Origin of the sequence: Herbaspirillum sp. C7C2, assembly GCF_022627865.1 — a bacterium.
GTDB lineage: Bacteria > Pseudomonadota > Gammaproteobacteria > Burkholderiales > Burkholderiaceae_D > Herbaspirillum > Herbaspirillum frisingense.
On the sequence record NZ_JABXGI010000002.1, the window covers coordinates 21,852 to 38,615 of the forward strand.

Here is a 16,764-nt window from a genome sequence, read left to right on the forward strand (position 1 = left end):
GCAAAACAACGCCGGAAAGCCCTTCTTTTGGCCGGATTGGCTCCCCAAGCTTTCATCCAGCTATCGAAAAAACCGATATTTGCTTCCATCCCGGGTCGGGGTGGTCCATGGTCGGGAATTCGGGCATAGAATCGGCGGCGCAATAGCTGTCCCCACAAAAAAGATCCTGACACAACCTGCCGCATGGCGGGACGAGACAGGCGCAAGACCGGAAGCAACACGGTCCGCCCAACAGATAACGAGGCACATATCATGACGACATCCACTTCTTCGCCGTCGAAGTTTTCCACGGTGCTGCGGGTTACCAGCGGCAACTTCATGGAAATGTTCGATTTCTTCCTGTTCGGTTTCTACGCGACGCACATCTCCAAGGCCTTCTTCCCGGGCGACAACGAGTTCGCGTCCCTGATGCTGACCTTCATGACCTTTGGCGCCGGCTTCCTGATGCGTCCGCTGGGTGCCATCATCCTGGGCGCCTACGTGGACCGCGTCGGTCGCCGCCAGGGCCTGATCGTGACCCTGGCCCTGATGGCGCTGGGCACCATGCTGATCGCCTTTGTCCCCTCCTACGCCACCATCGGCGCGCTGGCGCCCGTGCTGGTGCTGATCGGCCGCCTGCTGCAAGGCTTCTCGGCCGGCGTGGAACTGGGCGGTGTGTCGGTCTACCTGGCTGAAATGGCCACGCCCGGCCGCAAGGGCTTTTACGTGAGCTGGCAGTCCGGCAGCCAGCAGGTGGCCATCATCGTGGCGGCCGCCATCGGCTACGCACTCTCGACCACCCTCACCCCGGCCCAGGTCGGTGACTGGGGCTGGCGTATTCCCTTCTTCATCGGCTGCCTGATCGTGCCGGTGCTGTTCGTGATCCGCCGCTCGCTGCAGGAAACCGAAGAATTCATGCGCCGCAAGCATCGTCCGAGCACCGGCCAGATCTTCCGCTCCATGATCGAGAACTGGAAGCTGGTCATCGCCGGCATGATGCTGGTGTCGATGACGACCGTGTCGTTCTACCTGATCACGGTCTACACCCCGACCTTCGGCAAGAACGTCCTGAAACTGTCCACCGAAGCCAGCCTGATCGTCACTTTGTGCGTGGGCGTGTCCAACTTCATCTGGCTGCCCATCATGGGCGCGCTGTCGGACCGCATCGGCCGTCGCCCCATCCTGGTGGCCTTCACGGTACTGACCATCCTGACCGCCTACCCGGCCGTGAACTGGCTGGTGCATGACGCCACCTTCGGCAAGATGCTGATCGTGGAACTGTGGCTGTCCTTCCTCTACGCCAGCTACAACGGCGCGATGGTGGTGGCACTGACCGAAGTGATGCCGGCCGACGTGCGTACCGCAGGTTTCTCGCTGGCCTACAGCCTGGCCACGGCAGTGTTCGGCGGCTTCACCCCGGCCATCGCCACCGGCCTGATCCAGGCCACCGGCGACAAGGCGGCGCCTGGCATCTGGATGAGCGCAGCCGCGGTGTGCGGCCTGATCGCCACCCTGATCCTCTACCGCAACAAGACGGCACAGCAGGTGGCTGCAGCCTGACAAGCGTTTTTGCAATAGCTATTGGAATGATGGGCCGCTGAAGCTAAGCGGCCCTTTTTTATGCGCGCAACGCTCAGGCCGTGCGAATCTCTTCCAGCAAGTCCGGGTGGCGGTCCAGCAGCCGGAACAGTTTGACGAGTGCCAGCGGCGGCTTGGTCTTGCCGTTTTCGTAGCGGGAAAAGGCATTGACACCGCCCCCGAAGAGTTCAGCAGCCTGACGCTGGTCGAGGTCGAGCTTGCGGCGCACGCGGGCGATGTAGTCCGGATCGACGTAGGCTGCATTGATGCGGCGCTGGAACTGCCCGATCAGGGCGCTGTAGCGATCCCCCTGCTCGCGATTGAGCAGTATCTCGCCACAAGCCGGACAGAAATTCCCCGTCACCGCTTCAATGACCGTGCTTTCACCCTTGTAGACGTAGGTCAGGTTGCGGGTGTCGCGCACCAGTTCAGCGCCACCACAGGAGGGACATTTCATTTCATAGCTCCTTGAAGGAAACGACAAGCACCTCATCGACCACCGTCAACTTGACGTAGGCCCATACGCCCGCAGCGAGCCGGGCGTGATAGACGTCCTGCCAGATACGATGGTCCATGTGCGTTGTCATGCTTTTATGGAAGTCGTCAGGCGTCAGCCGCAGCACCACGGCGCAGATGCCATCAAGGTCCTCGATCCCGATGGCACGGGCGCCCTGGAAGGCAGCGGCCGTGGCCTGGACCTGCCCGGCCTGGACCAGGGCATGGACCACGGCAAGCTTGCAGTGTGCAGTGCGCTTTTCCATGCGGATTCTAACCCAATAGGTGATTAAACCAAAAAGGTTAATCGATCATCACTGCCCGACAAACCGCTGCCCCTTGAATCGAAGGAAATACAAAAATTTCTTCAAGTCTTATATAAGAGTTGAAGCATTTCCGCCCGCTTAGGAGTAAACTACCGCTGTTTTTTGCCGCGGCCCTCTGGCAGCAGTACGCCGGGAACGCCGCCCCGGGAGACGAATTTCCGCGCAGCAAGCCGACAAGGAGATGGCACCAGTCCAGGCCGACAGAGCAAGGACGGTCCATCCGGCGCTGCGAGGATCGCACCAAAGCACATCAACACACCAACGCAAGGACATCATCGTGACTACTGGCAACCCGACCATCATCTATACGCTGACCGACGAGGCACCCTATCTGGCGACCCACTCGCTCTTGCCCATCGTCAAGAAGTTCACCGCTCCGGCTGGCATCGACGTCGTCGAAAGCGATATTTCGGTGGCTGCGCGTATCCTGGCTGAATTCCCGGAGTACCTCACCGATGAGCAGAAAGTCCCCGACAACCTGGCCGCACTGGGCGCACTGACCCAGAGCCCGGACGCCAACATCATCAAGCTGCCCAACATCAGCGCCTCCATCCTGCAACTGCAAGCGGCCATCCGCGAACTGCAGGCACGCGGCTACAAGCTGCCCGACTATCCGGAAAACCCCTCCACCGACGAAGAGAAGGCCCTGCAAAAGCGCTACGCCAAGGTCACCGGCAGCGCCGTGAACCCGGTCCTGCGCGAAGGCAACTCCGATCGCCGCGCACCCAACGCCGTCAAGAACTACGCCCGCAAGCACCCGCACTCGATGGCGAAGTGGTCCATGGCCTCGCGCACCCACGTGGCGCACATGCATGGCGGCGACTTCTACGCCGGTGAAAAGAGCCTGACCCTGGACAAGGCCGTCGACGTCAAGATGGACCTGGTCACCAAGTCCGGTGAAACCATCGTCCTGAAGTCCAAGGTCTCGCTGCAGGCCGGTGAAATCATCGACAGCATGTTCATGAGCAAGAAGGCCCTGTGCGCCTACTACGAAGAACAGATGCAGGATGCCTTCGATACCGACCTGCTGCTGTCGGTGCACGTCAAGGCCACCATGATGAAGGTCTCGCACCCCATCGTCTTCGGCCACGCCGTGCGTACCTACTACAAGGACACTTTCGCCAAGCACGCCGCCCTGTTCGCCGAGATCGGCGTGAACCCGAACAACGGCATGTCGGGTGTCTATGAAAAGATCAACACCCTGCCCGAAGCCAAAAAGGCTGAAGTGCTGGCCGACCTGAAGGCCGACGAAGCCAAGCGTCCGCGCCTGGCCATGGTGGACTCCGCCAAGGGCATCACCAACCTGCACGCCCCCAACGACGTGATCGTCGATGCCTCCATGCCGGCCATGATCCGCGCGGGTGGCAAGATGTGGAACGCCGCCGGCAAGACCGAAGACACCAAGGCCCTGCTGCCGGAATCGACCTTCGCCCGCATCTATCAGGAAATCATCAACTTCTGCAAGACCAACGGCGCCTTCGACCCGACCACCATGGGTACCGTGCCCAACGTCGGCCTGATGGCCCAGAAGGCCGAGGAATACGGTTCGCACGACAAGACCTTCGAAATCGCGCAAGCCGGTGTGGCCCGCATCGTGACCCTGGATGGCCAGGTCCTGCTGGAGCAGAACGTGGAAGAAGGCGACATCTGGCGCATGTGCCAGGTCAAGGACGCAGCGGTCCGCGACTGGGTCAAGCTGGCCGTGACCCGCGCCCGCCTGTCCGGCATGCCGGCCGTGTTCTGGCTGGACCCGTACCGTCCGCACGAAGCCGAACTGATCAAGAAGGTCAACACCTACCTGAAGGATCACGACCTGACCGGTGCCGACATCCAGATCATGTCGCAAGTGCGCGCCATGCGTTACACCCTGGAGCGCGTCATCCGCGGCCTGGACACCATCTCGGTGACCGGCAACATCCTGCGCGATTACCTGACCGACCTGTTCCCGATCATGGAACTGGGTACCTCGGCCAAGATGCTGTCGATCGTTCCGCTGATGGCCGGCGGCGGCATGTTCGAAACCGGCGCTGGCGGCTCGGCGCCGAAGCACGTGCAACAGCTGGTCGGTGAAAACCACCTGCGCTGGGATTCGCTGGGTGAATTCCTGGCCCTGGCCGTGTCCATCGAAGACGTGGGCATCAAGACCGGCAACAACCGCGCCAAGGTGCTGGCCAAGACTCTGGACGCCGCCACCGGCAAGCTGCTGGACAACAACAAGTCGCCTTCGCCCAAGACCGGTGAACTGGACAACCGCGGCAGCCACTTCTACCTGGCCCTGTACTGGGCCCAGGAACTGGCCGCGCAGAAGGACGACGCCGATCTGGCCAAGCAGTTCGCACCGCTGGCCAAGGCACTGACCGACAACGAGCAGAAGATCGTGGAAGAGCTCAATGCGGTGCAGGGCAAGGAAGTGGACATCGGCGGCTACTACCTGCCGGACCGCGAAAAGACCTTCGCCGTGATGCGTCCGAGCGCCACGCTGAACAAGGCGCTGGAATCGCTGTAAGGCGCCTTCATCTGCCGGAGGGTAGCTGGAGCACCCTCCCGCAGTGAAAACGGAAAGGCCGCGAATGCAAGTTCGCGGCCTTTTTGCTTTTTGCGGGCTGAGCCTGCATGGCAGGGGCATGCGGGAAAGCTGCTGGTGAACCAACTACCGTTCGGACTGAGTAGCCGCACATCAGTGCGGCGTATCGAAGGCGCGCATGCCGGTGAGTCTTCGATACGCGGCAGAGCCGCTACTCAGTCCGAACGGCCATCTTGAATAGCGACAAACCAACCGTCTACCGTTCGGACTGAGTAGCCGCACGTCAGTGCGGCGTATCGAAGGCGCGCATGCCGGTGAGTCTTCGATACGCGGCAAGGCCGCTACTCAGTCCGAACGGTTCTCAGGGCATCCTCCCATGATCATGTTCCGGCCCGATTTCAGGCGCCATCGAGCAGGAAATTGCGCCGCACATCCAGCTCCGCGCCCTCACCAGCCGTCTCATCCTTCAAGGCCACGCCCGACAGGCTGCGCTGGTGCGCCTGGGCCATCAGGTAGTGCAGCTTGTAGGCCGCTTCCGGATACGGCAAGCCTTCCGGACGTACGTTGGAAATGCAGTTGCGGCTGGCATCGGTCAATCCGCGTGCCGGCATCCAGGTCAGGTACAGACCCATGCTGTCGGGTGAGCTCAGGCCCGGGCGCTCGCCGATCAGAATCACCACCAGCTTCACGCCCAGCAATTCCCCGATCTCGTCAGCCACCGCCACCCGGCCCTGTTGCACGATCACCGGCGGCGCCATGGTCCAGCCTTCCGGTGCGATGCGTTGCATCACCTCGCCCAGAAAAGGCGCGGCATTGCGCACGATGGCGCGGGCCGAGAGCCCATCGGCGATGACGAAGCCGACGTCATAGCTACGTGGCGCCTGGCCGCCGAAACGCGCCAGCAACTGCTGGCACGATGCCTCCGAGAGCTTGCGTCCGAAGTCAGGGCGCTGCAGATAGACCAGGCGGTCCGTTGCTGCGCTCTGGACCTGCAGTACGTCTTCGGCAGCGCAGATGCCCTGCTGCTGCAACTGTGCCGTCAAGGCTGCCACATCCAGCGGCAGATGCACGGCATCCCGCGCCTGCGCATGCGCCAGCTGGAAGGCCAGTTGCGGCGCGGTCGGCAGACTGACACCGCTGCGCCCCAGGGCGATGCGTGCAGCGGTGAAACGGCGTAGCGCTTCCCACGGATTGGCCGTGACCGATTCCGCACCGGCGCTGAGGTTTTCTGCACCTGAAGGGGAAATGGGCTGGTCGTCCATGGTCATTGCAGCCGCAGCAAGGTATCGCGAAAACCCGGTGCCATGTCGGCATGCAGGCGGAAGGCGGCGGCGTCGCTGCCCTGGTTGAAGATCTGCATCCGGTGCAGCCAGGCCTCGAACTCGGGCGCGGGGCGCGAACCCAGCACCCGGCGCGCATACAGGGCATCGTGGAAGGATGTGGTCTGGTAGTTCAGCATGATGTCGTCCGAGCCGGGGATGCCCATCACGAAGGTACAGCCGGCCACGCCCAGCAGGGTCAGTAGCACGTCCATGTCGTTCTGGTCGGCCTCGGCGTGGTTGGTGTAGCAGACGTCGCAGCCCATGGGCAGGCCCAGCAGCTTGGCGCAGAAGTGGTCTTCCAGACCGGCGCGGATGATCTGCTTGCCGTCGTAGAGATATTCGGGACCGATGAAGCCGACCACGGTATTCACCAGCAGCGGCTTGAACGCCCGCGCCACCGCATAGGCACGGGCCTCGCAGGTCTGCTGGTCGATGCCGTGATGGGCATTGGCGGAGAGCGCACTGCCCTGCCCGGTCTCGAAATACATGACGTTGTCGCCCACGGTACCGCGCTTGAGCGACAGGGCGGCCTCACGCGCCTCGCCCAGCAGGGAGAGGTCGATGCCGAAGCTGCGATTGGCGGCCTCGGTGCCGGCAATCGACTGGAATACCAGGTCCACCGGCGCACCGCGCTCGATGGCGGCAATCGTGTTGGTGACGTGGGTCAGCACGCAGGATTGGGTGGGGATGTCATAGCGCGCAATGACGTCGGCCATCATGCCAACCAGCTTGACCACCTGCGGCACGTTATCGGTGGCGGGGTTGATGCCGATGACGGCGTCGCCGTTACCGTACATCAGGCCATCGAGCATGCTGGCAGCGATGCCGCTGGCGTCGTCTGTCGGGTGATTGGGCTGCAGGCGGGTCGAGAGCCGGCCCGGCAGGCCGATGGTATTGCGAAAGGCCGTCACCACGCGGCACTTCTTGGCCACCAGGATCAGGTCCTGGTTGCGCATGATCTTGCTGACGGCCGCGGCCATCTCCGGGGTGATGCCGGGCGCCACCGCTGCCAGCACGGTGCTGTCTGTGTCGTCGGCCAGCAGCCAGTTGCGCAGGTCGCCCACGGTGAGATGGGCGATGGGCGCGAAGGCGGCGCGGTCGTGACTGTCGAGGATGAGACGGGTGATCTCGTCCTCTTCATAGGGGATGAGCGGCTCTTCCAGGAAGAGCTTCAGGGGCAGATCGGCCAGCGCCATCTGCGCAATCGCCCGCTCTTCGGCGCTGCCCGCCGCCACCCCGGCCAGCAGGTCGCCCGAGCGCGCCGGGCTGGCCTTGGCCATCAGGTCCTTGAGATCGCGAAACACGTAGCTGGCGCTACCTGCGCTGTGCCGGAAACGGTGTTCGGCCATGATGCTGCTCCTCCTTGTTCGCCGGAGCCGGTGCTGCCGTGGGTGGCGGCACCGGCCCGGTCTGGCACCCTGCCGCTCAGCTGGTGAGCAGTTGCGGTGCGGTCTTGCCGTATTTGATGCTGGTTTCGGCCGGCACCCAGTTGCCGGTCGATTCCTGCCGGCCCTGCAACAGGAAGCGCGGTTTGTCGGTGCTGATCTGGTCGGCCGCCAGCTTGGACAGCTCGCCGATCTTGCCGTTCTTCATGCGGTTGACGATGAGCCCGAAACGGGTCTCCGGGAAGTCCCGCAGCATATCGTAATCGCCATCGCTGTCGCCTGCCACGAACAGCGGGCCGTAGCCCTTCTGCGCCACCAGCACCTGCTTGATGGCGACCGTCTTGCCCGGCCCCCAGGTCAGCGGCCAGTCCTTGAGGTAGGCATTGCGGAAGGCCTGGCCGTTGCGCTCCAGACGCAGGCCGATGACGTTGTCACGGGTGACGTGGTAACCGTACTTGGGATGGGTCGCGAACACCGCCACCACATCTTCCAGCGAGGCGGTACAGACATAGACGTCGATGCCGTTGCGACGCAGGCTGTCCATCAGGGTGGCGATTTCGGTGCACAGGCGGATGCCGTGGAAGTGCGACACGCTCACCACGCCCGCCTTGCCCGGACGGTCGGCCGGGCTGGTGTACTTGACCTTGGTCAGCGCAGCGCCCAGTGCGGCATCATTGGAGGCCTCGGCCAGGGCGCTCACCTCGGCCACGCTCATGTTGGCGAAGAAATAGATCACCCACGGATAGCCGACGTTCACGCCATGGGTGTCGTTGACCGCCTCGTAGAGGTAATACAGCTTGGCGCGGAAGTCCTGGAACTCGGTGGTAGCCGTCACTTCCTCCAGCGACTTGCTGCCGGCCATGCCCTTGTAGTTGGCATGCAGGAAGGCATAGTCGGCGTCCAGGTCGGCGCAGATGGAGTCGAGGTCGACGATCTGGCCGGCGGCATTCTTGAAGTCCTTGCTGAACGGACCCGGTGGCACGTTCTGGCGCGTGATGGCGGCGAACTCGGCCGGGCTCAGCTTGAAGGACAGCGTATTGATCTGGTACATCAGCAGCGCTTCCTCGCAGTCGTTCATGATGCTGGTGTTGTCCCAGTCGAAGACCGCGTAGGGGCGCTTGTTGGGCTGGTAGCCCGGCGCCAGCTTGCCGTGTTCGGCGATCATCTGCGCCACCATGTCGTGATTGCGCATGGCCCACTTGGCGCGGTCCAGCGCCACCTCGGTGCGGCTGGCTGCATGGGCCGGGCTGGCCAGGGTCGCCAGCGTGCCGCCGGCAGCAGCGGCCAGCAGGCCGCCCAGGAAGCCACGGCGCTGCAGCGCGGGCGGGTGGGAGTCGGTCGTCGATGTGTGCTTGTTGTTCATGATGGCCTTGGGGAAATAAAAGTTTTATATCGTTTGGAAAATCATGCCGCTCAGGATTTCGCCATCGCCGCCGCACCCTCCGCCCGGTGTCGCGCCGTTGCCAGGAACCAGGCATAGCCCAGGGCCAGCAGGCCGACGAAGATGCCGAAGATCAGCGGGTTGTAATAGATCATGGTGGCCATGCACACCAGCGCGCCGAACAGCGCGAAGGCCGGGAAGTACGGGTACAGGGGTGCCCGGAACGGGCGCTCCAGGCCGGCCTCGTCGCGGCGCAGGCGGAACAGCGAGAGCATCGACAGGATGTACATCAGGATCGCGCCGAACACCGACATGGTGACGATGTTGGCGGTGAGGGTCTGGCCGCCGATCTTGATGAGTTCATCGCTGTAGATGGCGGCAATGCCCACCACGCCGCCGGCCAGGATGGCCCGGTGCGGGGTCTTGAAACGGGGATGGACACGGGCGAAATAGGCCGGCAGGTAACCCTCCCGGGCCAGGGCGAAGATCTGCCGCGAATAACCCAGGATGATGCCGTGGAAGGACGCCACCAGACCGAACAGGCCCAGCCACACCAGCATGTGCAGCCAGTTGCTGTTCTCGCCCACGATCAGCTTCATGGCCTGCGGCAACGGGTCGTTGATGTTGGCCAGCTTGGTCCAGTCACCCACGCCACCGGCGAAGAGCATCACGCCGATGGCCAGCACCACCAGCGTCAGGATGCCGGTGATGTAGGCGATGGGGATGGAGCGACGCGGGTCCTTGGCTTCCTCGGCGGCCATGGCCACGCCCTCGATGGCCAGGAAGAACCAGATCGCGAACGGGATCGCCGCAAACATGCCCGGCACCGCCGCCAGGCTGAAGCCATCGCTGCCCGACCAGCCGCCCTTGGTGAAGTTGGCCATCGAGAAGCCCGGCGCCACCACGCCCATGAAGACCAGCAGTTCGAAGATCGCCAGCAGCGTCACGCACAGCTCGAAGGTGGCGGCGATCTGCACGCCCACGATATTGAGCGTCATGAAGACCAGATAGGCGCCCAGCGCGGCCAGCTTGGGGTCGAGCGCAGGAAACTGCACGTTCAGATAGGCCCCGATGGCCAGCGCAATGGCCGGCGGCGCGAAGACGAACTCGATCAGCGTGGCCGCCCCGGCCAGGTAACCGCCCACCGGCCCGAAGGCGCGCTTGCTGTAGGCGAACGGGCCGCCCGCATGGGGGATGGAGGTGGTCAGTTCGGTAAAGCTGAAGATGAAGGTGGCGTACATGGCCGCGATGAACAGCGCCGTCACCGTAAAGCCCAGCGTGCCGGCGCTGGCCCAGCCGTAGCTCCAGCCGAAATACTCACCGGAGATCACCAGCCCGACCGCAATGGCCCAGAGCTGCAGGGTGGACAGGACGGGCTTGAGCGTATGCCCCTGCCCTGAAGAGCTTGCATTCATCGAATTCTCCTGTTGGCGCGAGAGGTGGGCCGCACTGTGGCGGCCGTCAGGGTGGCAAAAGAGCCATCTTTGCGGGCATGCGGCTTGCTTGATTTTGGTCAAGACGCTGCCCTAGCGACGCAATATAGCAACGGCGAAATCGGCGGCGTTATCGAAATTCGGCAAAACTGCGTCGCCTGCGGGCGGCTATCGATGCCACTCATCTATGGAGTCGTCCCATGTCCTCTCTTGCACTGTCCCAGCCTGACACAGTGGCAACGCACAGCCGGCGGGCATTGCGCACCGCCGTTGCGCGTGACGTGGACGAACATGCCCATAACCTCACCGACTGGGAGCAGCGCTACGACCAGCTTGCCTGCGGCAGCTTCGAGGGTGTGCTGCAGGAGTGGCAGAGCGAGGGGCTGCAGATCTTCCGCGAGGCCGGCAGCCGTGCCGTGCGCCAGTCCTGCCAGGTGTGGCCGGATGCCTACTGGTTCGGCATCGAGGTGCGCACCATGGGCATGCGCATCAATGGCCGCCTGGTGCCACAGGACGTGGTGATGACCCGACCCGGCGCCTGCGAATTCGAACTGGTCACGCCGGATCAACATGACATCTTCGGTGTCGTGGTCCAGCGCGACGCCATGCAGGCCAGCGCCGCCCGGCTCGGCTGCCAGCCCGACTGGCGCCGGCTGGGTCAGGCCGAAATGCTGAAGGTGGACGCCGGCGGCCTGGACGATTGCCGCCACCAGATCGGCGCCCTGCTCGCGCTGGCCGGCCAGGCCAGCGGCCAGGCAGCCCATGCCGCCCTGCAACTGCGCCAGGAAGCGGTACTGGTCTCGCTGCTGGCACTGCTGGACGAAGGGGATATCGAAGCCGAGGCCGGCGCCAGCCTGCTGCGCCGCCGTCGCATCGTCAACGATGCCCGCGATCTGGCCCTGGCCCATCAGGAAAGCCCGGTCACCGTGCCCATGCTGTGCGAGGCATTGCATGTGAGCCGGCGTACGCTGCAATACTGTTTCGAGGATGTGCTGGGCGTGAGCCCGATGAGCTACCTGCGCCTGCTGCGCCTGAACGGCGTGCGCCGCGCGCTGGCCCAGGGCGATGGCCGACAGCCCATCGGCGACATTGCGGCGGCCTGGGGTTTCAGCAATTTCAGCCAGTTCTCGTGCGACTACAAGAAACTGTTCGGCCAGTCGCCCTCGGCCATGCTGCAGGCCCGTACGTCGCACTGAGCGGGCCGGGCATTTGCCGGCTATAGTGGCAGGCCGACGCACGCACAGGCTCGCCCCCTTTGAGACCATGGCCCGACCACCCTCTTCCCTGATGTCCCTCGCCTTCGCCCTGGCGTTGCTGCTGACCTCCCTCCTGGGCCACTGTGCCTCTGCCTCCGCTGCATCCACTGCCAGCGGCGACGCGATGCGCCAGCCTTTGCTGCTGGAAGGCCCCGCTCGCCCGCCCTACACCTTCGGCCTGTATGCCAATGCCGATCTGGGCCGGTTGCCAAGTCACGTGCGGCAGGCCGTGGTGATCCTGCACGGCGTCAAGCGCAACGCCGACGATTACTTCGCCATCGGTCAGCACCTGCTGACGATGGCTGGTCTGGCAGCGTCCGACAACTTGCTGCTGGCCCCCAACTTCATGGCCCACAAGGACCGTGGCGTGCTGCCGGGCATGCCGGTATGGGGCGGCGGCGCCTGGATGCAGGGCGAACCGTCGGCGCGGGGCGTGACGGGGATCACCAGTTTCCAGGTGCTGGACGACCTGCTGCGATGGCTGGGTGACCCGCGGCGCTTTCCGGACCTGCGCGAGATCGTGCTGATCGGCCATTCGGCCGGAGCGCAGCTGCTGCAGCGCTACGCGGTGTTGAATGCGGTCACGGAAGAGCTGCAACAGGCGGGCATCCATGTGCGCTATGTCATCTCCAGCCCCTCCTCCTACCTCTACCTGAGCCCGGAGCGCCCGCTCGGCGACGGCTTTGCCATCCCGACTAGGCAGATGCAGGCCTGTCCGCGCTACGACGACTACCGCTACGGGCTGCAGCATGCGCCCGCCTACCTGCCGCCACCGCAGCTGGACGGACGCCAGCTGTTTGCCCGCTATGCCGCCCGGGACGTGCGCTACATGGTGGGTGCTCGCGACACTGATCCGCAGCATCGCTACCTCGACCATGCCTGCGGCGCGGCGATGCAAGGCCAGACCCGGGTGGCGCGACAACTGGCCTACGTGGGCAGCGAACACGACCTGTCGCAGCGCTGGCAGATTCCGGTCGATCATCCGCAACGGCAGATCCCCGGCGCCGCCCATGGTGCGGCGCGGCTGTTCGGGGCGCCGGAGGCGGTGCAGTGGATCTTCCCCACACTGTCTGGCGCGGCACGACGTGAAAGCGCTGGCAGTCGTCTGCCATAGACGGCACAATGCCGGCTGCCTCCATTTGATCAAGAGATCCCGCCATGACGGCCAGCCCCGACGAGATTTTCTCCCTGGAAAAATTCGAGTACCTGTGCTACTCGCGGCAGCATGAGCCAGCCGCCCGCGAACTGGTGCGCCTGCTGCTGCTGATCGACCGCCAGTATGGGCAACTGGCCGACAAGTTTTCGCTGCAGGTATCGGCCGCCGTCACCGCCACCGAGCTGGAGCAGCACATGCTGACCCGCGTCACCAGCGCCATCTCGGCACTGTTTTCGGACCCCGCCTTTCACATCAGCCCGGACGGCTTCGGCCAGTTGATCAATTTCCAGCGCTGGTTGGCGGCGCTGTTCGGCGCCAGCCATTTCATCAATGCCGACCACATCCTGGCCTCGCTCAAGCTGGGCGGTCCGCAGGCCGAGGTGTTCGAAATCAAGCCGCTGGACCTGGTGAAATTCTGCATCCTCTACTCGCCCGAATCGGAGCTGCCGCTGGACGTGGAAATGCTGTGGGCGCAGAACAAGCTGCTGGCGGCCGCCCTGTTCCTGGCCTTGATGTCGCCGCGCTTTCTCGGCACGCCGGCAGCGCACTCCAAGCGCGAGGCCTTGCTGGGCTGGCTGCCGGACCGGCTGCAGCAGCTGGACTCGCTGGACGGGCTGCCGGTGGCGGTGCTGCATGACGTCTACATGCACTGCAGCTATGCCGACCTGCCGCAGCGCCATCGCATCAAGGGCGCCATCAACCAGTTGATCGTCAAGAAGCTGCGCGCCGAGGGTCTGGCCGACCTGGACCACGATGGCGCTGGCCGGGTCGATGGCAAGCCGGTCATGCTGGTGCTGCTGGAATGGTTTTCCGGTGGCCACTCCATCTATCGCACCCACTCCAAGACGCTGGAGGCGGCACGACGCCACTTCAACGTCGTGGCCATGGGCTACGAGGCCAATACCGACGAGCTGGGGCGGGCAGTCTTCGATGAATTCGTCATCCTGGAGCAACCCTCGGACCTGATGGGCTGCATGCGCCAGATCGCCGCGCAGGCCCGCGCCCGCCAGCCACAGGTGTTCTACATGCCCAGCGTGGGCATGTTCCCGATCACCATGTTTGCCGCCAACCTGCGCGTGGCGCCGCTGCAGGTGGCGGCGCTGGGCCACCCGGCCACCACGCATTCGCCGCGCATCGACTACATCAGCGTGGAAGACGACTTCGTCGGCGACCCGGCCTGCTTCAGCGAAAAGCTGCTGCGCCTGCCGGCCGACGGCCAGCCCTATCGGCCCTCGGCCATTCCCTTTGCGGTACCGCGGCTGGAGCGACGCGACCTGCCCCACGTCAACATCGCCATCGCCGCCACCACGATGAAGCTCAATCCGCGCTTCCTGATGGCCTGCCAGAAGATCGTGGAACTGGCGGCCCGGCCGCCCGGTGGCGGTGCTGGCAAACAGGTGCATCTGCACTTCCTGGTCGGTCAGGCGCAGGGGCTGCTGTATCCGCAACTGCAGCGTCTGGTGCTGCGCTACGTGCCGGATGCCCAGGTCTACCCGCACCAGCCTTACCAGCAATACCTGTCCATCTTCAACCAGTGCGACATGTTCCTGTCGCCCCTGCCCTTCGGCAATACCAACGGCATCATCGACGCCTTCACGGTCGGCCTGCCGGGGGTCTGCAAGACCGGGCCGGAAGTCTTCGAGCACATCGACGAGGGCCTGTTCCGCCGGGTCGGCCTGCCCGACTGGACCATTGCCGCCACTCTGGACGACTACATCCTGGCGGCGGTGCGCATGGCGACCGATTACCCGGCGCGCCAGGCGCTGTATGCGCATCTGGCCGATCCGCAGGCCTTGCAACGCCTGTTCGAAGGACGGCCGGAATCGCTGGGAGATGCACTGGCGGAGCTGGTGGCACAGCGTTGCGACGGGATCAACGCGCAAGAAAAATGACACAGCCGGGGGCAGCGTCTACCGCCCCCGGCTGTGTCATGTCATGGCAAGACAGCGCCACGCAACTTCCCTGCACTCCCCTCAACTCCCCTTGCGGTCCTTGAAGGCGGGCACGAACATCTCGTTCCATACTGCCGGCTTGGTCTTGATGGTGCCGGCTTTGCTCATGAAGAGCACGTATTGCATGATGTCCACCGGCGTGGTCGAGAACTCGGTACCGGGGTCGGCCAGCATCTGTTCCACTTCTTCCTGCGGCAGCTTGAGCTTGGAGACGCGCAGGAAGGTTTCAGCCGCGCCCTTGCGATTCTTGACGATATAGGCGTTCGCTTCTTCCTGCGCCGCCATGAAGGCTTGTGTCAGCTTGGGGTTCTTGTCGGTGAAGGACTTCAGGGCGAAGACCACGTCGATGGTGATGTGGCCCAACACGTCGGTGGAGTTCAGCACGCGGGTGATACCGGGCGCCTTGGCTTCCTGGTAGGAGAACGGCGGCGAGGTGAAGTGAGCGGTGATCTCGGTCTTGCCGGAAACCAGCGAGGCCATCGCCTCCGGGTGTGACAGGCTCACCGTCAGCGGGTCCAGCTTGGCGTAGTTCTCGGCACCGAAGGTCTTGGCCGCGGCCATCTGCAACAGCACCGCCGACAGCGAGGTCTTGATGCCAGGGATGGCGATCTTGTCCTTGGGCGTGAAGTCCTTGAGCGACTTGACGTTGGGGTTGTTGGTGTTCAACCAGAGCGGCGAGGTCGACAGTGCGCCCAGGCCCACCACTTCCGAACGCGGGATGCCGTGGGCCTTGGACCACAGGGTCACGAAGCCGGGGGCGCCGGTGCCGGCGATGTCCAGGTTACCGGCCAGCATGGCGTCGTTGATGACATTGCCGCCGTCCAGCAGCACCCACTTGGTCTTCACATCGCCCAGGCCCATGGCCTTGGCATGCTTTTCCAGCAGGCCCTGGTCGCGGATCACCATCAACGGCAGGTACAGCAGGCCGTAGCCGTGGGAAATGCGCACTTCCGGCGCTTCGGCGCGGGCGGCACCGGCGGCGGTGGACAGCGCCAGGGTGGCGGCGATCATCATGCTGCTAAAGGTACGACGTTTCATGTGTTGTCTCCTGTGGGTTCTCAGTTTATCGGTCTTGTCGTGGTCAGTCGTGTTGCGCTCGGTCTCAGTGCTGCATGCCCCAGCGGCGGATGGTGCGCTTCTCGATCTGGGCGAAGATCAGGTTCTCGACCACCAGGCCGATGATGATCACGAAGAACAGGCCCGAGAAGACGTTGGCGGTTTCCAGCTGGTTGCGGTTTTCGAAGATGTACCAGCCCAGGCCGCCGGCGCCGGAAGAAACCCCGAACACCAGCTCGGCTGCGATCAGCGTGCGCCAGGCAAAGGCCCAGCCCACTTTCAGGCCCGTGAGGATGCTGGGGAAGGCAGCCGGGATCAGGATGGACTTCACCAGCGAGAAGCGGCGCAGGCCATAGTTCTGGCCCACCATGCGCAGGGTGTTGGACACCGCGCGGAAGCCGCCGTGGGTATTGAGGGCCACCGCCCACAGCACCGAGTGCACCAGCACGAAGATGATGCTGCCGGTGCCCAGGCCGAACCAGATCAGCGCCAGCGGCAAGAGCGCGATGGCCGGCAGCGGGTTGAACATGGAGGTCAGGGTTTCCAGCAGGTCGTTGCCGATGCGCGAGCTGATGGCCACCGTGGTCAACAGACCGGCCAGCAGGATGCCCAGGCCGTAGCCCACCAGCAGGGTCTGCATGGATACCGCGGCACGCTCCAGCAGCACGCCGCTGCCGATGCCGGCGAGGAAGGCCTGCACCGTCTCGCTGAAGCTGGGGAACAGCAGCGCATTGTCCAGCCAGCGGCCATAGACTTCCCAGATCACCGCCAGTACCAGCAGGATCACGGTCTTGCGCAGCCAGCCCATGCGATACAGCGATTCGAAGGCCGACAGCGGGCGCTGCACCTCGGCGGTGGCATTGGGGTTGGGTTCCACCACGATCTCGGGGCGGACGTAGGGCAGATTGGTTTGCATGATTG

General features: G+C 64.1%; 13 protein-coding genes. 5 read left to right on the top strand and 8 right to left on the bottom strand.

Annotation, left to right across the window (positions count from 1 at the left end; genetic code table 11):
* The first annotated feature begins 252 nt into the window (after positions 1 to 252).
* Positions 253 to 1,539: an MFS transporter gene (gene tcuC / locus HWE04_RS03750; protein WP_006463849.1), complete on the top strand. Its 1,287-nt coding sequence runs from the start codon at positions 253 to 255 to the stop codon at positions 1,537 to 1,539.
* A gap of 73 nt (positions 1,540 to 1,612) precedes the next feature.
* Here the strand turns inward: tcuC and HWE04_RS03755 are convergent, their stop codons facing one another.
* Together HWE04_RS03755 and HWE04_RS03760 are read right to left on the bottom strand one after the other, a co-directional pair.
* Positions 1,613 to 2,014 (bottom strand): type II toxin-antitoxin system MqsA family antitoxin, encoded by a 402-nt coding sequence (locus HWE04_RS03755; RefSeq protein ID WP_241811552.1) that lies wholly within the window; start codon positions 2,012 to 2,014, stop codon positions 1,613 to 1,615.
* Between the two features lies 1 nt (position 2,015).
* Positions 2,016 to 2,318 (bottom strand): type II toxin-antitoxin system MqsR family toxin, encoded by a 303-nt coding sequence (locus HWE04_RS03760; protein WP_241811553.1) that lies wholly within the window; start codon positions 2,316 to 2,318, stop codon positions 2,016 to 2,018.
* Positions 2,319 to 2,655: 337 nt separating this feature from the next.
* Between HWE04_RS03760 and HWE04_RS03765 the strand changes: the two genes are divergently transcribed.
* On the top strand, positions 2,656 to 4,884 hold the full coding sequence (locus HWE04_RS03765; RefSeq protein WP_241811554.1) for an NADP-dependent isocitrate dehydrogenase: 2,229 nt from the start codon (positions 2,656 to 2,658) through the stop codon (positions 4,882 to 4,884).
* 416 nt (positions 4,885 to 5,300) lie between these two features.
* Here the strand turns inward: HWE04_RS03765 and eutC are convergent, their stop codons facing one another.
* The 4 genes from eutC to eat all read right to left on the bottom strand — a co-directional run bounded on the left by eutC (position 5,301) and on the right by eat (position 10,405).
* A complete protein-coding gene (eutC, locus tag HWE04_RS03770; RefSeq protein ID WP_241811555.1) occupies positions 5,301 to 6,170 on the bottom strand; it encodes an ethanolamine ammonia-lyase subunit EutC in 870 nt (289 codons plus the stop codon).
* Positions 6,167 to 7,573: an ethanolamine ammonia-lyase subunit EutB gene (locus HWE04_RS03775; protein WP_241811556.1), complete on the bottom strand. Its 1,407-nt coding sequence runs from the start codon at positions 7,571 to 7,573 to the stop codon at positions 6,167 to 6,169. Before HWE04_RS03775 ends, eutC begins: the two co-directional genes overlap by 4 nt.
* A gap of 76 nt (positions 7,574 to 7,649) precedes the next feature.
* Entirely contained in the window at positions 7,650 to 8,972 is a 1,323-nt protein-coding gene (locus tag HWE04_RS03780) for an HAD family hydrolase (protein ID WP_241811557.1), read from the bottom strand.
* Between the two features lie 50 nt (positions 8,973 to 9,022).
* Entirely contained in the window at positions 9,023 to 10,405 is a 1,383-nt protein-coding gene (eat, locus tag HWE04_RS03785) for an ethanolamine permease (protein ID WP_077238078.1), read from the bottom strand.
* Positions 10,406 to 10,623: 218 nt separating this feature from the next.
* On the opposite strand from eat, the gene HWE04_RS03790 reads away from it, so the two are divergent.
* The 3 genes from HWE04_RS03790 (at position 10,624) to HWE04_RS03800 (ending at position 14,727) form a co-directional block, all read left to right on the top strand.
* Positions 10,624 to 11,619 (top strand): helix-turn-helix domain-containing protein, encoded by a 996-nt coding sequence (locus HWE04_RS03790; RefSeq protein ID WP_241811558.1) that lies wholly within the window; start codon positions 10,624 to 10,626, stop codon positions 11,617 to 11,619.
* Between the two features lie 67 nt (positions 11,620 to 11,686).
* The gene (locus HWE04_RS03795; RefSeq protein WP_241811559.1) at positions 11,687 to 12,793 is read left to right on the top strand and encodes a hypothetical protein; all 1,107 of its coding nucleotides are present in this window, start codon (positions 11,687 to 11,689) and stop codon (positions 12,791 to 12,793) included.
* Between the two features lie 44 nt (positions 12,794 to 12,837).
* Positions 12,838 to 14,727, top strand: a complete 1,890-nt coding sequence (locus HWE04_RS03800) for a peptide transporter (protein WP_241811560.1) — start codon at positions 12,838 to 12,840, stop codon at positions 14,725 to 14,727.
* Positions 14,728 to 14,808: 81 nt separating this feature from the next.
* On the opposite strand, the gene HWE04_RS03805 is transcribed toward HWE04_RS03800, so the two are convergent.
* On the bottom strand, positions 14,809 to 15,825 hold the full coding sequence (locus tag HWE04_RS03805) for an ABC transporter substrate-binding protein (protein ID WP_077238082.1): 1,017 nt from the start codon (positions 15,823 to 15,825) through the stop codon (positions 14,809 to 14,811).
* A gap of 64 nt (positions 15,826 to 15,889) precedes the next feature.
* A complete protein-coding gene (locus HWE04_RS03810; RefSeq protein WP_006463862.1) occupies positions 15,890 to 16,759 on the bottom strand; it encodes an ABC transporter permease in 870 nt (289 codons plus the stop codon).
* Positions 16,760 to 16,764: the final 5 nt, after the last annotated feature.

Coding starts and splice junctions, on each gene's coding strand:
- HWE04_RS03805 (WP_077238082.1), bottom strand. CDS start 15,825: ATGAAACGTCGTACCTTTAGCAGCATGATGATCGCCGCCACCCTGGCG.
- HWE04_RS03795 (WP_241811559.1), top strand. CDS start 11,687: ATGGCCCGACCACCCTCTTCCCTGATGTCCCTCGCCTTCGCCCTGGCG.
- HWE04_RS03810 (WP_006463862.1), bottom strand. CDS start 16,759: ATGCAAACCAATCTGCCCTACGTCCGCCCCGAGATCGTGGTGGAACCC.
- eat (WP_077238078.1), bottom strand. CDS start 10,405: ATGAATGCAAGCTCTTCAGGGCAGGGGCATACGCTCAAGCCCGTCCTG.
- HWE04_RS03760 (WP_241811553.1), bottom strand. CDS start 2,318: ATGGAAAAGCGCACTGCACACTGCAAGCTTGCCGTGGTCCATGCCCTG.
- tcuC (WP_006463849.1), top strand. CDS start 253: ATGACGACATCCACTTCTTCGCCGTCGAAGTTTTCCACGGTGCTGCGG.
- HWE04_RS03755 (WP_241811552.1), bottom strand. CDS start 2,014: ATGAAATGTCCCTCCTGTGGTGGCGCTGAACTGGTGCGCGACACCCGC.
- HWE04_RS03775 (WP_241811556.1), bottom strand. CDS start 7,573: ATGGCCGAACACCGTTTCCGGCACAGCGCAGGTAGCGCCAGCTACGTG.
- HWE04_RS03790 (WP_241811558.1), top strand. CDS start 10,624: ATGTCCTCTCTTGCACTGTCCCAGCCTGACACAGTGGCAACGCACAGC.
- HWE04_RS03780 (WP_241811557.1), bottom strand. CDS start 8,972: ATGAACAACAAGCACACATCGACGACCGACTCCCACCCGCCCGCGCTG.
- HWE04_RS03800 (WP_241811560.1), top strand. CDS start 12,838: ATGACGGCCAGCCCCGACGAGATTTTCTCCCTGGAAAAATTCGAGTAC.
- eutC (WP_241811555.1), bottom strand. CDS start 6,170: ATGACCATGGACGACCAGCCCATTTCCCCTTCAGGTGCAGAAAACCTC.